This is a genomic window from Psychrobacter sp. YGAH215 (assembly GCF_007280595.1).
In the GTDB taxonomy this organism is placed as follows: Bacteria; Pseudomonadota; Gammaproteobacteria; order Pseudomonadales; family Moraxellaceae; genus Psychrobacter; species Psychrobacter faecalis.
Genome location: NZ_VKLR01000016.1, coordinates 50,478 through 66,099 on the forward strand (window position 1 = coordinate 50,478; position 15,622 = coordinate 66,099).

13 protein-coding genes are annotated in these 15,622 nt (G+C 39.6%); 4 read left to right on the forward strand and 9 right to left on the reverse strand.

Going from position 1 to position 15,622, the window contains the following annotated elements:
- On the forward strand, positions 1–3,108 hold the full coding sequence (locus tag FOR85_RS07980) for a type I restriction endonuclease subunit R (RefSeq protein ID WP_144297483.1): 3,108 nt from the start codon (positions 1–3) through the stop codon (positions 3,106–3,108).
- Positions 3,109–3,136: 28 nt separating this feature from the next.
- Here FOR85_RS07980 and FOR85_RS07985 read toward each other — a convergent pair whose 3' ends face one another.
- Both FOR85_RS07985 and FOR85_RS07990 read right to left on the reverse strand, forming a co-directional pair.
- The gene (locus FOR85_RS07985; RefSeq protein ID WP_060491991.1) at positions 3,137–3,658 is read right to left on the reverse strand and encodes a hypothetical protein; all 522 of its coding nucleotides are present in this window, start codon (positions 3,656–3,658) and stop codon (positions 3,137–3,139) included.
- Positions 3,659–3,673: 15 nt separating this feature from the next.
- Positions 3,674–4,609, reverse strand: a complete 936-nt coding sequence (locus FOR85_RS07990) for a hypothetical protein (RefSeq protein ID WP_060491990.1) — start codon at positions 4,607–4,609, stop codon at positions 3,674–3,676.
- 186 nt (positions 4,610–4,795) lie between these two features.
- Between FOR85_RS07990 and FOR85_RS07995 the strand changes: the two genes are divergently transcribed.
- Positions 4,796–6,448 carry an RNA-binding domain-containing protein gene (locus FOR85_RS07995; protein WP_144297484.1) on the forward strand — a complete coding sequence of 551 codons (1,653 nt, stop codon included), beginning with the start codon at positions 4,796–4,798 and terminating at the stop codon, positions 6,446–6,448.
- 328 nt (positions 6,449–6,776) lie between these two features.
- Positions 6,777–6,989, forward strand: coding sequence for a hypothetical protein (locus tag FOR85_RS08000; protein ID WP_144297485.1), 213 nt, complete (start codon positions 6,777–6,779; stop codon positions 6,987–6,989).
- Positions 6,990–7,053: 64 nt separating this feature from the next.
- Here the strand turns inward: FOR85_RS08000 and FOR85_RS08005 are convergent, their stop codons facing one another.
- The 6 genes from FOR85_RS08005 to FOR85_RS08030 form a co-directional block, all read right to left on the reverse strand.
- Positions 7,054–7,314 carry an AlpA family transcriptional regulator gene (locus FOR85_RS08005; protein WP_223808574.1) on the reverse strand — a complete coding sequence of 87 codons (261 nt, stop codon included), beginning with the start codon at positions 7,312–7,314 and terminating at the stop codon, positions 7,054–7,056.
- Between the two features lie 168 nt (positions 7,315–7,482).
- Positions 7,483–8,394 carry a hydrolase or metal-binding protein gene (locus FOR85_RS08010; RefSeq protein ID WP_144297486.1) on the reverse strand — a complete coding sequence of 304 codons (912 nt, stop codon included), beginning with the start codon at positions 8,392–8,394 and terminating at the stop codon, positions 7,483–7,485.
- Between the two features lie 136 nt (positions 8,395–8,530).
- Positions 8,531–9,556, reverse strand: coding sequence for a YqaJ viral recombinase family protein (locus FOR85_RS08015; RefSeq protein WP_223808577.1), 1,026 nt, complete (start codon positions 9,554–9,556; stop codon positions 8,531–8,533).
- A gap of 229 nt (positions 9,557–9,785) precedes the next feature.
- Positions 9,786–10,781 carry a DUF932 domain-containing protein gene (locus tag FOR85_RS08020; RefSeq protein ID WP_144297488.1) on the reverse strand — a complete coding sequence of 332 codons (996 nt, stop codon included), beginning with the start codon at positions 10,779–10,781 and terminating at the stop codon, positions 9,786–9,788.
- Positions 10,782–10,875: 94 nt separating this feature from the next.
- Positions 10,876–11,163 carry a hypothetical protein gene (locus FOR85_RS08025; protein WP_105244338.1) on the reverse strand — a complete coding sequence of 96 codons (288 nt, stop codon included), beginning with the start codon at positions 11,161–11,163 and terminating at the stop codon, positions 10,876–10,878.
- A gap of 138 nt (positions 11,164–11,301) precedes the next feature.
- A complete protein-coding gene (locus tag FOR85_RS08030; protein WP_144297489.1) occupies positions 11,302–12,207 on the reverse strand; it encodes an inovirus-type Gp2 protein in 906 nt (301 codons plus the stop codon).
- Between the two features lie 700 nt (positions 12,208–12,907).
- On the opposite strand from FOR85_RS08030, the gene FOR85_RS08035 reads away from it, so the two are divergent.
- Positions 12,908–14,230: a hypothetical protein gene (locus FOR85_RS08035; protein ID WP_144297490.1), complete on the forward strand. Its 1,323-nt coding sequence runs from the start codon at positions 12,908–12,910 to the stop codon at positions 14,228–14,230.
- A gap of 5 nt (positions 14,231–14,235) precedes the next feature.
- On the opposite strand, the gene FOR85_RS08040 is transcribed toward FOR85_RS08035, so the two are convergent.
- The gene (locus tag FOR85_RS08040) at positions 14,236–15,603 is read right to left on the reverse strand and encodes an integrase arm-type DNA-binding domain-containing protein (RefSeq protein WP_144297491.1); all 1,368 of its coding nucleotides are present in this window, start codon (positions 15,601–15,603) and stop codon (positions 14,236–14,238) included.
- Between the last annotated feature and the right edge of the window lie 19 nt (positions 15,604–15,622).

Genomic DNA, 15,622 nt, shown 5'->3' on the forward strand with positions numbered 1-15,622 from the left:
ATGAGCTTTGCATCAGAAACTAAGTTTGAAGACGCCCTTATCCAGCTTCTCATTGATAAAGGTTGGCATGAAAATGTTATTAATCGTCCTACCGAGCAAGACCTAATCGATAATTGGGCAGAGATTCTATTTCAAAATAACCGTGGTATAGACCGTCTAAATAATGAGCCACTTACCGATGGTGAAATGCAGCAGCTAATTGAGCAGATAAATAGCTTAAAGACACCACTTAAGCTCAATGGCTTTATTAATGGCAAAACCGTCTCTATTACCCGTGATAATCCAGCAGATCCATTACACCTTGGTAAAGAGATCAGCTTAAAGATATATGATCGTCATGAGATTGCAGCAGGACAGAGCCGCTATCAGATTGTTAAGCAGCCTCAATTTCCTACCCAGTCACCAATATTGAGAGATCGACGTGGTGACCTCATGCTACTTATTAACGGTATGCCTGTCTTTCATATCGAACTAAAGCGTAGTGGTGTTTCTGTCAGTCAAGCTTGCAACCAAATAGAAAAGTATGCCGAAGCCAAAATCTTTACAGGATTATTTAGTTTAGTCCAGATATTTATTGCAATGACTCCTGAAGAGTCCGTTTATTTTGCCAATCCAGACGGTAATTTCAATGCTGATTACTACTTTCATTGGGGAGATGTTAACAACGAGCCAAAACTTGGTTATAAAGACTTTGTGGGCTCCCTGCTCAATATTCCAGTAGCACATCAAATGATAGGATTTTATACCGTAGCGGATGCCGCTGATGGAGTGCTAAAGGTCATGCGTAGCTATCAGTATTATGCTGCTCATGCCATCTCTGACAAAGTATCTAAAACCAATTGGCAAGATACTAACAGACAACTAGGCGGCTATATCTGGCATACCACAGGCTCTGGTAAAACCATGACTAGCTTTAAATCGGCACAATTAATAGCAAGCTCAAAAGATGCTGATAAAGTGCTGTTTCTGATGGATAGAATTGAGTTGGGTACACAGTCTCTTGAAGCATATGAAGGCTTTGCTGAAGAGAGTCTAAGTATACAAGCCACTGAAAATACTAACGAGCTGATTACTAAAATAAAAAGTAGTGATCCAAAAAATACTTTGATCGTTACCTCTATTCAAAAAATGAGTAATATTGAAGAAAGTAGCAACGGTATGAACGCTCATGACCTTGAGCTCATGCAAGACAAGCGCTTGGTGTTTATTATCGATGAAGCACATCGTTCTACTTTTGGCGATATGTTGCAGACTATCAAACTGACTTTTCCCAAGGCCATATTTTTTGGCTTTACAGGTACGCCTATTCACGATGAAAATCAGCGAAAAATGAATACTACCGCTGATATATTTGGTGATGAGTTACATCGATATAGCATAGCTGATGGTATCCGTGATAGAAATGTGCTGGGCTTCGACTTATATAGAGTAGGAACATTTAAAGATAAAGAAGTGCGTAAAGCCGTTGCCTTACAGCAAGCGAAAGCCAGTACAGAGTCAGAAGCTTTAGCGGATGATAAAAAGAAAAAGAAGTATTATGAGTTTATGAATGATGTGGAAATGGCAGGTTATCGTCAAGCTGACGGTAAGTATATAAAGGGTATCGAAGATCATCTACCTAAAGAGCAATACCTGACGGATGAGCATCAAAATATGGTGGTTGCTGATATTTTAGATAACTTTCCTACACTGAGCCGAGGTAACAAGTTTCATGCGATATTTGCTACCAGTAGCATTATTGAGGCTATTACTTACTATCGATTATTCAAAGATCAAATAGCTGCACAAGATCTAGATCTAAAAATCAGTGCTTTGTTTGATGCTAATGAAGGCAATGAGACGACCTCGTTTTTTAAAGAAAGGGGTATGGCAGAGATTATCGAAGACTATAATACTCAGTATGAAAAGGATTATAGAATTGCCACTCACAGTAAATTCAAAAAAGACATTGCCAATCGGCTAGCGCATAAAAAGCCGTATAACTTGATTGAGCGTACGCCAGATAAGCAGTTAGATATTCTTATAGTAGTGGAACAAATGCTTACAGGCTTTGATTCTAAGTGGGTCAATACCTTATATATAGATAAGCTCATACGCTACGAGAGCATCATCCAAGCCTTCTCTCGCACGAATCGATTATTCGGGCATGAAAAGCCTTTTGGTACAGTACGCTATTACCGTAAGCCTTATACGATGGAGCGTAATATCGAAGCTGCTATTAAGTTATATTCTGGTGATAAGCCAATAGGCTTATTCGTAGATAAACTTGAAAGCAATCTGCAAAAAATGAACGAGGTTTTTTCTGAGATAGTAGATGTTTTCAAAGTGGCAGGTGTACAGAACTTTGAATCCTTACCAAGCGCAGAAGCCAGCCAAGCTAAATTTGCTAAATTATTTAAGCAGTTTAATGACCATCTAGAAGCTGCTGAAATTCAAGGTTTTATATGGGACATATTAGATTATGACTGCGGCGACAGTAACGTTAAGCTAACTTTTAATGAGCAATTATATCTTGTTCTAGCAATGCGCTACAGAGAGTTATTTCAGGGTGGTTCTGGTGGTGGAGAAGGTGAAGTACCTTTTGATATTAGTGGCTATTTGACAGAAATTAATACCGATAGAATTGATACTGAATATCTGAATGAGCGTTTTGATAAGTATTTAGAATCACTAGAATCTGGTGATGCAGAACAGGCATTAAACGAATTACACAAAGCCTTCCCTACGCTTAGCCAAGAAGAACAAAAATATGCCAACATATTTTTGCGCGATGTACAGCGTGGGAAAGTAAAAGTTGAAGCTAATACTACTTTCAAAGATTATATCGTCGATTATAAAGTGAAGGCTCAAAACGATAATATCAGGCAGTTTTCTGATAGTTTAGGGCTAGATGAAACTAAGCTACGTGAGCTTATGAGTAAGCAAATTACTGAAACGACTATCAATGAATTTGGTCGCTTTGATGAACTAAAAGATACAGTGGACAAGCAGAAAGCCAAAGCGTACTTTGAATCTATAGAAGGCATTAGTATTCCTCCATTTAAGGTCAACATAAAAACTGCCTCAGCGCTGCGAGAGTTTATTTTGAGTGAGGGTGGATCAGAGTAGCAGGTGTCTACATAGGCGTCTTTAACTGTCATTTTTTCATAGCTTCGAGAGCTTCTTGTCGTTTGGTTCTTTCGAGGCTTCTTTTAGTTAAATCGGAACTAAAGCTTGTAATCTCATCATATATTACATATCCAAAAAACAGACTAATTCCCCACAACGGTATACAGGAAAGAGCAATTGATGTAGCAAGTGCATCAGCAGCTGGTATTAGCTTTAAGGAAAAAGCAATATTACTAGCAACCCCAAAAAAAAGATGAAGAAATATTAGTTTCATCACAGGCCTGGAATATTCTTTAACTAAGTCGGCAATACGATTTAACTCACTAACACTAGCATTCGATATGTATTTAGTGTCTTGCAGCTTAAAGTATATTTGTGCAAGTAAGGCAGATGTAATAGCTGCTAATGTAAAAAACCATCTGAAGTTAATCAGTATATAGTTAGAATCATTCTTAAAAAGGATGAAAAGAATAGTAGAAATTACTGCCATGAGAGTAATATTCAGAATAAGAGGGTGTCTCATCATCAAGCCAATAAATATAATTTTCATGGCGACCTCGTCTTGTTATTCTATACTCTGATGCAGAAAGGTATGAATCTCTTCAACTAATCTATTTCTATCGAAACTATTGTTATCTAACATCTGCTGCTTGATTACTCCTTTCACTCTTAAATTACCTTGCTTATAATCTGAGCCATCAGCAAAGTTAATTTCTATATAACTGTCATCAAGTGTAGCCAATGATAAGGTTATGTCGTCTAAAACTTTCTGACCTTCAGTAGAGGTATTCCTTAGGTAGTCAATAGTTACATTCACTCGTAAGTTAGAGTCATCCATTGCAGAGCTAAACCCTAAACTTTTTCCAACTGTATCGCTAATTTTACTTAACAATGATTTGTCTTTTAACTCAAATGGTTTGCTGTTACTTTTGCTAGATTGTTGTGTTAAAACCCCTTGTCCAATCTTGACGTTACTTACATGGGTGTTTTTTAACTTTTCTCTAAGAGGTTTTGGATAAACGTCTTTAATTAGTAAAACCTTAGCATGTTCAGGGTCTTTCCAATAATAAGTATTAAGTAAGAAATTGAAATAGCTGACGAATCTCTGAAGTCCAAGAGTTGAAATATGGATGGCTAAATGATCATCTGACAATCCAAATATAATACGTGAATTAACAAATTCACTAGTACTGTTTTTAAGCTCTGCTTCGTCGGCAGCAACATCTTTAGTCGTTATTGACCTCTCCAAAAGGTTGTTTTCTTTTACAGCATCATGAATAATACTTTGAACCTTGTCTGTTTCGAAACAGACAATTTCTCCGTAATATACGCCTTGGTAGTCCATTACATTGTTAAGTAGATAGGTCTTTTTACCTTCCACAAATTTTCTTTGATCTGGACTTAAGTTATTTAAACTTTCAAGTATTTGCTGAAAAGTAATATCATCGTCTAACTTGATAGTTTTATAATAGAAGGTTAGGTTTCTTGATTTACTAGCCATTTCGTCCTCTAATTTTAAAGCAAATGATAATTTCTACAATTAAGTTAATACGATATACGTCAATTAGTGTCGCATACTTCTTTGTAAACTATAGTTCTGCTAATCATACACTGCTTTTGTATAATTGATAGAGTACAATGAGTGGAAAAGAATAATTCATGACCAACTATTTTCAATAATCTCACTATGACTAACCACTACCAAGGCCTTATCCTGAGCCTAACTCAGCAGCCAACTGAACAAGAATGGCTTGAGTTTAAGCATAACTTTCATAGCCCTGATGAGATCGGTAAGCGGATATCCGCGCTTGCCAATGGCGCGTGCTTGGCTGGCAAGAAATTTGGCTATTTAGTGTTTGGCGTAGAGGACGGCACACACAACATCGTTGGTACAAGCTTTAGCCCAAGGACAAAAAAAGCCAAAGGTAACGAGGACTTAGAGCATTGGCTGGTCAGCCGTCTAAGTCCTAAGATTCATTTTACCATTCATGAACTACAGATCGATGGTAAAGCAGTGGTGCTGTTTGAGATTCCAGCAGCGACCGATACGCCTATTAGTTTTTTGCATGAGCATTATATTCGCATTGGTAGCGTCACAAAACCTCTAAAGCACTATCCCGATCAAAGCCGTAAGCTCTGGCAAAATCAAGCCGATGACTGGAGTGCCGAGATTTGCCACGAGGCAACGCTTGAAGACCTTGACCCTAAAGCTATCGCAGTTGCTAGACAAGTCTTTGCGGATAAAAACAAGCGGTTGGCTGAAGATGTTAGAGAATGGGATGACATCACTTTTTTGAATAAAGCCAAAATTACCATTCGTGGTCAGATCACCAATACAGCGATTATTTTATTAGGGCGTTATGAATCCACAAGTTTTTTAAGCCCAGCGCAAGCGCATATCACTTGGATTTTAAAGGGCGTTGATGGCATTGAAAAAGATTATGAGCATTTCGAACCACCGTTTTTATTAGTCTTAGATGAGGTGTATAACAAGATCCGTAATCTCAATTATCGCTACATGGCGTCAGGTACGCTGTTTCCTGAAGAGGTGCAGCAATACGATCCTTATATCATTCGTGAAGCGTTAAGCAATGCCATTGGTCATCAAGACTACCGACTAGGTGGACGTATCATAGTAGTTGAAAAAGAAGACTCAACGCTATTGTTTCAAAACAGCGGTGCGTTTATTCCTAAGACCATTGAAAATGTCTTGCTACAAGATGCGCCTGAAGCGAGTTACCGCAATCCGTTCTTGGTCAATGCCATGGTCAATCTAAATATGATGGACACCATCGGTAGCGGCATCAAAAAAATGTATCAGATTCAGTCTAAGCGCTTTTTCCCATTGCCAGATTATGACTTAACCCGTGAAAGAGTAGGCGTGAAGTTTACAGGTAAAGTACTTGATCAAGAGTACGCCAAGCAGTTAGCAACCGTCGATAATCTCACACTGCATGACATTATAGCGCTTGATAAAGTCCAGAAAGGGCAAAGCGTTACTGAAGAAGAAGCCGACGCGTTACGCAAAAAGTCATTGATAGAAGGACGTAAAAATAGCTATATCATCGCCGCTGATGTTGCTAAGCATACTGAGCAGCAGGCGGAGTATATGCAAATGCGTGGCTTAGATGATATGCATTATCAAAGTTTGATCGTAGAATACCTCAAGACGTTTGAACGAGGTAGACTAGCTGATTTTGATAAAATGCTGGCTAATAAATTACCGCAAGTACTGGATGATAAACAGCGTAAGAACAAGGTGCGTAATCTATTGCAGAAAATGCGCCGAGATGGTTTAGTCGTTTCGGAGGGTTGGTCTTGGTCTCTTCCAAATAGCTAAGGATAGCTAAAAACAGCTAAGCCTAGCTAGGTTTAGCTATTTAAAGTGTTTTAAAAAGAGCCTAGTAGCTGTCTGAGTCTGACGTTTTGCCAGTGATCGATTTATTTGTAAATAAATCTATTCATGATGTGCCTTTCTATATTGTCTATATAGAAGTAATGAGTTTTGATCAGCTAGTAAAAATTGTTGCAGAGAGAAAAAGTGGTTTTGTCTCTTAGTTAAGAATACCTAGTTTATTAAGCATGAAATTAGTACAAAAAAAAGACTTGAAATAGTTATTTAGTCGCCTAATACTAATCACTCTAACATTTAGTATAAGGAAGGTACGATGGATAGTCCATACGGTGATGATCATATAGAAAATATTGTTGACTTTGATAAGCTTACATTAGAAGACCAACAGCTTGAAGATGAAGAGCTTACACCAGAAGAGCAACAGCTTGAAGATGATATTACTGAACAAATGGCAAAGCAGGGTTTAGCGCACGATGACTTTGAAGGTGACGTGCCTGTTGGGGCTTTCATTGATATAAATCGATAAGTTGCTCTGATGCTATTAAAGAAAAAAATAAGCTGCGTAACGCAGCTTATTTTTTTATAGCGTATCAATGAACTCGAGTCGCTATCTTACTTTCAATCCACTTAGCAACTTCGCTTTCGACCCATGCCACACGTCCCTTGGTTAGCTTAACCTGAACGGGGAAGGTGGGATCGTGACGGTCTGATCTTTTATCGAGCATGTCGTAAATCGTAGTGCTGCTAAGCCCTGTATAATGTACGACTTGCTTTAGCGGTAGCATGCGAGGTATTTGCGGCATGCTTCGTGTTGATACGTTTTGTTGAGTGCCTGTGTTTAAAATTTCCATGAATATCTCCTTATTAGTTAATGAGAGCGTCATCTCTCATACAGTGAGGGAGTCCCATATTTTTTTACGGCATCCTATACAGTCCGTTCTCTAGTCTTGGGTTGAAGTAATAAAAAAGGAGCAGAATGAATCCGCTCCTTTTTATGTCACCTATCTGCTTTGAATGCGTTAGCTCACCGCTGTAACACTTTGCCGTAATCCTTGCTCAATGCTAGTCACGTTATGAGTCGCTAACCTGTTTTGATAATTCCCTTGCTGAACACTACTGACATCATCAGTCTCTACTGGATAAAATTCTTCGACCACATCAAGTAGACTATCGCTATCAATCTCAAAGCACGAATTCACATAGCCAAGCTTCGCGGCTTCCTCTAATGCCGCTTGATCAAAGCCGTGTTCACTTAGCTCGGTATCAATCGCTCTGGCATGTTGTACTGCATCTTTAAGTGTCACACCATCACGCAAGGTTAAATCCACAAAGTAAATCGGCGTTCGATAGCTTTGTGTGGTGCTTTTGCCTCGTAGGGTTAATTGAAGGGGCAAGCATGAAAGCTTATTGCCTGATACTGCTGCAAAATAGCTCAGCCGTGCTGCAAGCGTTCTAATGCTATTAAAGCCTGTGGTGCGAAAGATAAACGTGCCTAACTCGTCGTCTTCACTGAGATTAACGTACAAGCGACCATATGGTTTACACGCGCCGCCTTGCGCGAGTGGACAGCGATCAGGTGATAGGCATGGCAGTGTTTCCACGCCATTGCTTGTGCGGCGCTGACACTGCTCACCGTCACCCACGCATAACGGTCTGCCCGTTTGCCGATCAAATAGCGTGTACTCAGCTCGTAGGTTTAGTGTCGGATCATTGAATAACATACGAACGGGAATTTGCCTCAATTTACCGTCATTATTTGCACGTAGCTTTTCGTCTAGTGGATGATTGATCCAGCCGTCTTTATTTTGAACTTGGCTGGTAATGGTGAATTGATCGTCTTTAGCAGGAAGACGTTTGCCGTCTTTTTGAACGACACGTCCAATGCTGATGCGACCTAAAACTGGTGGAGTAATCGTTAGACCTTTAATCATAGTGATATTCCTCATATGTTTTAGTTAGCCATAAAAAGCCCACCTGTGCTAGGTGGGCTGTTATGTGCTTACTTTAATTGATTATCTTTGATCGGTTGATGAATGTATTGATGGTTATTAATAAGTGATTGATGGCTTAATCGTTTAAGACCACAAAGCGACGACTACCTTGACGAGTTTTGCCAAATTTAGCTAATAGCTCAGGATGGGCTTTGATAACGGCTTTACTATCCAAGCCAATACTGTCTTTCGAGCGTTTCCAAGAAATTGCGCCCATCGAAAATACCGCAATCTCATTATCTTGGATTAAGCTTTGCAGCTGATGCTTCACTTGATCATGACGCTGCTCTAGTTCCTGCATGTAATCACGGTAGCTAAGCAACTGCTCGAACAACTTGTTCGCACCATCGTCATCTCGTAGATCAACCTTGCTTGATGGTTTAGGGTTTGGATACAGCTGTTTTAATGCCCGAGCTGCCGATTCAGAATGGTCAGGGGTTGGTGGTGTGTCGGTTGCTACGTATTGCCAGAACAGGCGCTCCTGCTCGATGATGGATTCAATCAATCGCTCATCACGCTCAACCTTATAAATTTTCGCCTCATGACCGCAAAGCAGCACACAGATATGCGCTGCAGTTTTGCCAGTGACCGCTAATTGATGTTGAACTTGGCACGTGACATAGAGCGGTACGCCATGCTTCCATAGCTTGGCACCATGTTCACCAGCGGTCTTGCACTCTAAAATCTGTACCTCATCACTACCAGTGATTGCGTAATCTAAATTAGCCAGCATAAAGTGCTTGTCAGGATCAGGATGCTGCAAGATCGCGTTCACACGGCGTACCTTATTGCCTGTATGCTCTTGATAGTATTTAGCCACCATCGGCTCTAACGTATTGCCCCAGTACAGTGGTGAGTAGCCCTCTAAGCTCTCATCAATGCTTGATTCCATACGTCCTGTCTTAATCATCCATAACTCCAGCATGGATAGATAAGGATGTATACCACAAGCAGCTGCGGCATCAGAGCTGCCAATACCTTGCTTGCGAACAGCTAGCCACTCTTCACGACTTAACGATTTGGTATTAACCAAACGCTTAGCCGTGCTTGATTGATTAACAGATGATTTAACGGTTTTATTTTCAGCCTTAGGCTTTGGCATCTCTGCGCTATTGTTCCGGGCTTTTAGTGGAACCTTACCCTTAACGGTTGCACGCTTAACTCTTGGCTGAGTAGTTGTATTTAATGCGATCATGTTCATAATGAATTCCTTCGTTAGATTTATTATTAATAAGTAATGCGGTACTTTGTTTGATTGACGGCATAAAAAAACCACGCTCAAAGGCGTGGTTGATTCATTAGTTAAATACAGTGTCTATGCGATTAGGCGACTAGGCAATTAAGCGCAGCGCTTCATCCAAGCTTTTATCTTTGAGCTTCGCCCCTGCACCAAACCAAGCTGAATCAAGGCGATGGTCTTGCGACATGGCACGGCGTTCATGATCGACAAACTCAGTCATAGCAGACAGCAATCCATAAGCGGTATCTTTAGCAGAATCTAGATCAGCACCGCGACCTTGTCCGTTGAACATAGTCATTACCTGATTCATCGCACGGGCATTCGGCACCGCTTCTTTCTCCTTCTTAGCGGTATTAAATAAAATAAGGCCATCGTCTTTGACATCGTTAAACACACGGTTTAAGTAATTGGCGGCTTCTGCTTGCGTCACTCGTCTATTGGTAAGCTGCTTCATCTCATAATTAAAGTCATCCCACTGACTGACAGAAACGCCTAGTTGCTGTTTGACTTTGTCGGCATCAAAGGTGGTACTGTGCGGTACTTTCACCACACCGCCACTACCATCAGCCAAGCTGATTGCTAAGGTGTTATTACACACCACACGGATATTGGTGAACTGCGCTGTGGTGGCAAGCGTACCATCACAAGCGGTTGCTAGCAGCAAATAGCCATGACTGACATCACCACCTTTGAGTGTTGCGGATTGTCCAGTACGAGCCAATGCCCAGAACTTACGGCCCCCTTTTAATACCCCTGCTGTCTCAAGCTCAAAGTCTGCTTGTTCCGTCAGATCACGATAGAATTCTAGAATCTCACTCGGTTGTACTTCTTGATAGCGCTGACTGACCACTGATAATGGTTCTAGGTTATCTGATCGATACAACACTTTATTGCTGTCAAAAGGCATGATCAGGTTTTGGCCTTTATCATTGGTTGCCATGTAGCTGACGTCTGAGGACTCAATACGCCAATCCATACCAGCCTCACGGGCCCAGACTTCAATAGGCTGCTTTGGAGATAATTCACTGCCTAAGCCATGCCAAGGGGTTTCGCCAACATAAGCCATATTTTCGAGTAAATGTGCCATGATTAATTTCCTTTTATTGTTTAATAAAATAAGTGGTTTGACCGATTCAATGCTTTAAGGCATGAATCATCGAGTAATTAAATAAATGAGAGCGTTAGATGCTAAAGCTATGCTGACAGGTACTGCATAAATAGCGCGGCAGGACAGCCGCTCTAATGAGTGGCGGCTGCATCAGCCTTTGTTGTGCCAGATTAATAACGGTGGCAATGGCGCTGCCTGCGACCATACCAATCACAGGGTTAATCTTGTAGTACTTGCAGACACCAACGCCAAGACTGACTAACAGCTTTGGTGACAGCACATGCTCTGAAATACTTTGCATACTGGTATCTATATTTTCGATGACATGAGAAGAGTGACAGTTGGGACAGATAGGTTTCATAGTACCTCCTTGATAATGGCGCATAAAAAAGGCCTGCTATAAAGCAGGCCTTGATGATACGTTTAGGGTTAGATTGATAAGGCAACGATGACATCGATGCTCATCTCATGGAAATACTATATATCTGAAATTATTTTGCTATGAGATTATGCCTCTACGTTTTGGGGTTCTATAAATACCGTGACCAAAGGTGCGCATGTTTGGCACCCACAATTTAAGCTGCTGCTCATGCTTGCTTGGTTTGGTTAGGTATAAAGCTGACGTTACCGCGTTTTCAACTTTCTTAGCATTATCACGATAGATCATGCCAATACCCAATTTGCCATTTTTCTCATACTTCTGCTTAGTCTCTGTATCGTGATAGTTATAGTACTCACCTAAACCACCTGTCATCATTTTCCATTTTTCACCTACCTCTTTTGCTAGATACCAGTCATTTTGTCTTTCTGAGCCATCGTATATTAGGAGTAAATGACAGTGCAGTCCGCCCTCAATACCACCTTGTTCAAGAGCCCATGCATAGCCTTGCAGATGCTCAAAGCATGTTTTCTTATTACCGATAAGATCTCTAAATTTTCTCATGTGACAGTCAAAATCTTCAATAGATACATGGTGGCTGGTTTCTTTTACGTATTTTAGGTCGATACGGATAAAGAGCAGTCGTGAGTAATGATTAATCAGGCTGTGTACATAGTTCTTTAATTCCCTTTTATTGTACGATTCTTGATAAATGAACGCCTGACGTTCATTCTCAATATCATTTTTATAGCATGACAGTATGTTGATAAAACGCTTTGTTTTATCATGATCCCAAATCACATTTTCTGGATAGGTATCACCAACGATCGCTTGAGTGCTACTAAAAAATGCTAAGACTGGCTGTGTATAAAATAACTCAGTATTGAGATGATTCATGAACGGGTAATACAACCCGTTCAGTTTATCCATAGTCTCATTAAAGCTGATGGTGTTCGCCAGTATGTCCGTAACCAGACTGTGAACATTAGCGACAACTAGAGGTTGATTAAGATGTGAATACGGCATGGTAGTGCTCCTATGAAGTTGGTTTCATAGGGTAAGGTCAGTCTGTATTTTTATAATATTAACTGCTGAGAGTTGCGCTCTCAGCACTAGAATAAATGATAGTGGTATTATTAATAATATAAATAACCCACTAAGGATGAGCTGCCAAAGAGCAGCTTTTTGCTTGTGTGCTTAGGGTTTTTTTATCGAGATTGAGGACGGATTGCTGTCTACGTTGTAGATTTTGTTAAGATGGAGTTAGCTAAACGCTAGTGAAATAATATAGGACAAATGTTTTTTAAAATAGCCACATACGAGTTAGAAATTAATTTATACGATCATAATATGAGTTCATGATTAGGAATGTAATTGCTATGCTATTGCTATGCTATTGCTCAGGTATCACACCATTAGCTAAAGCTAGCTGACAAGTATTTAGCTAGTTTTTTTACTAAACAGCTAGGTCTGCCTAACTCAAAATACAAGCGATTTGCAGTTGCTGTTGGTAAACCTTGCAAGTACCTTATAAAATTTATTATAAAAAAACCTATACTTACATATGAAATAGGCCTATATTAGAAATATAAAGCTATTAGCATTAGTATCAGTGTCTATCTGGATTTATTGCTAGAAATAAACTAGGTTTTTCATAGTGAGGGATTACTAATATACTAATAGTTTATTAGTTTTATACTATGGTTTTTTATAGGGAGTTTGCATAGTGAGTGGAGAAGTAACGGTATTACATACCAGTCAAGACTGTCATCTTGATGAAGGATCTATGAGATATCTTAATTCGCAGATGTTAAGAACAATGTCAGATTTATATAGGAAAGACATATTATCTGGAGTAAAGCGTATAGAAGATTTCTATATAGAACTGAGAAAAGTAAGCGTTACGGATGCAAGATCACTACTATATATGCATAGAAATATAACGGGCAGAAGTTGGGAAAATATAAATTATGATGATGATGACTATAGAAATTTGTTGATTAAAGAATTGAGATCTTGGCCATCTCCTATTGATAAATTTAATGAACTAATAGAAATTAAAATAGAATATGTTTTGCCAAAAAGTTATCTTGATTGGTTTAAAAGCGATTTGAGATGCTCGCTTTTTCTGTTGAGCCTAATTCATAATATAGTTAGTTATAACGCCTATAAAGGTAAGGATGAAGCTATTGCTAAAATCACCAGTTTCTTGATTGACAATATTATGGATTTCAATAGCAATGCTAATAATAGTTTTGGATATAAAGAAATAATACGTATAGACGAAGACTGGAAAACTGCAAACCTACAGTCTATAAAATCAACCTACTTGAAAGGTCGTACTGACTATAAAGAAATAAAATGGCTTGATTCTTCTAATCACGAACAAGTCGAATGGGCATATAACTATCTTGATGATGTTCAAAATAAACCTATTATTCTGAAAGGTGTGTTTTTCCCCGAAACTATTGAAGAAAAATATGAGCTTATACTAGCTCACTTAGATAGGCTAAGTAATATTGAAAGTCATGAAGTAGGAACTAAGCAGAAAAAAGGTTTCTCTCCACGAAGCTATACTTTGTATAGTATGAAAAAGGCATGGAACGGTCTAAAGAGCTATAGTTCTAAGAGCAAAGTTAGCGATGGTAATGTAAATATATATAAGAAGAATCAAGCAAAACTAGAAGCACTCGCAGAGCTTAATAAAACTTCAGTTAATAAATTAATGAATAAATATGTTGAAAGTTTATATGAGAGCTCTTTTTTAGATCACGAGAATAGTGAAAAAACTATTGATCAAAACGATTGTGCTGAAAGTGTAAATGATCAAGATGATTACAAGACATCAGTACCTGATTTAGAATTGGGGTCAATCTCTAATGAACCATTTTCTAATGATAATGTTACCAAACCTAGTTGTGAATTCAAAAAAGTGAATCCTCATGAATGTAGTTTTAATTCAGATAAAAAGCGCATAAGTCTCAAGATTAAAAGTTCACCAACCAGGGCTAGATTAACGTGCAAAAAGGGTATTAATAAAGCAAGGTAACTGCATTAGCTCTGTTTTTTAATCAACATTGAAAGTATATCGTCAATGCTTAAGCCTTTATCTTTCAACGCCTGTATTAAAACATCACTATTTATGTTTGATAGTGATACTTGATTCTGCTCCGTCAATGACCTTTCAATCTGCTGCCTCGCTGTCTGAAAGTCCACAACCTCGCCTGTGTCTCTGAGCAGGTCTAAAAAGTCAGCCCAAACTTGCATGATTTTACGACGCTCCTCTAAATGCTGCGCGTGGTTATAAACCGCGCGAATGCTGCTTTTTTTATCATGCGCCATCTGCTTTTCAATCGCGTCGCCCATATAGCCAAGCTCGTTTAGGTTGGTTGAGGCAATGTGACGAAAGCCGTGCCCTGTTTGTTTGCCAGCGTAACCTAAGATATCAAGCGCGTTATTAATAAACTCTTCGCTATACGGCTGATGCATGCCTTTATGATAAAAAACGTATTCATACTGTCCTGTAATGGCTTTCATCTCTTCTAGCACTGCGAGCATCTGATCTGATAGCGGTACGACATGCTTACGCGCAATTTTAAGGTTATCAATATCAACACGCCATAAGCGATTGGCAAAATCGATATGACTCCACTTCATCATACGCAGCTCGATGGTACGACAGAATGAATAGGCTAAGAATTTCATACCTAATCGGGTTTGGTCGTGACCATGATAGCCTTCGATAGCTTGGAGTAGGGCAGGCAGCTCATTGATATCTACATGCTTCATGTGCTGACTTTTGGCTTTAGGATAGAGTGCTTTTAGATCATCGATTGGGTTTTGGTCGATGATGCGTTCGCGTTTGGCACGTCTTAAAACATTAGCAACCAGATCAATAGTGCGTCTAGTGACCTCACGTGGCGGCTCACCTTTTGTGTTCACACGCGTTTCGATCTCATCTGCCATCGATCGACAATCCTCAAAGCTTACATCTTTTATTGCAATGCCTTCGAAATGAGGCAACACGTCTTTATGCATCCGGTTATAGTCTTGCTGATAGGTACGCGGCTTAACGTTGCGCTTGCGCTCAGCGAGCCAGTCTAAGGCGTAGTCATTGAACTTTTGCGCGTGGATGTTAGCAAGCTTGTCTTGACGCTTTTTATTTTTTGGGTCGATACCATCAGCGAGCAGCGCTTTAATCTCAGTATTGGCTTGTCTAGCTTCAGCAAGCGACATGATGGGGTAAGTACCGAGTGTGAGGCGTGTCTGCTTACTATCAAAGCGATAGGCGCTTATCCATGTCTTTGTGCCAGTATTGCGTACTAATAGCTGTAAGCCTTGCTGATCACTGTATTTGTCAGGACGTGAAGGTGTGCATTTCTCACTAGGTTTAAGCTTGCGGATCTTACTATCGCTTAGCATGTTGGTCTATTCCCTATGG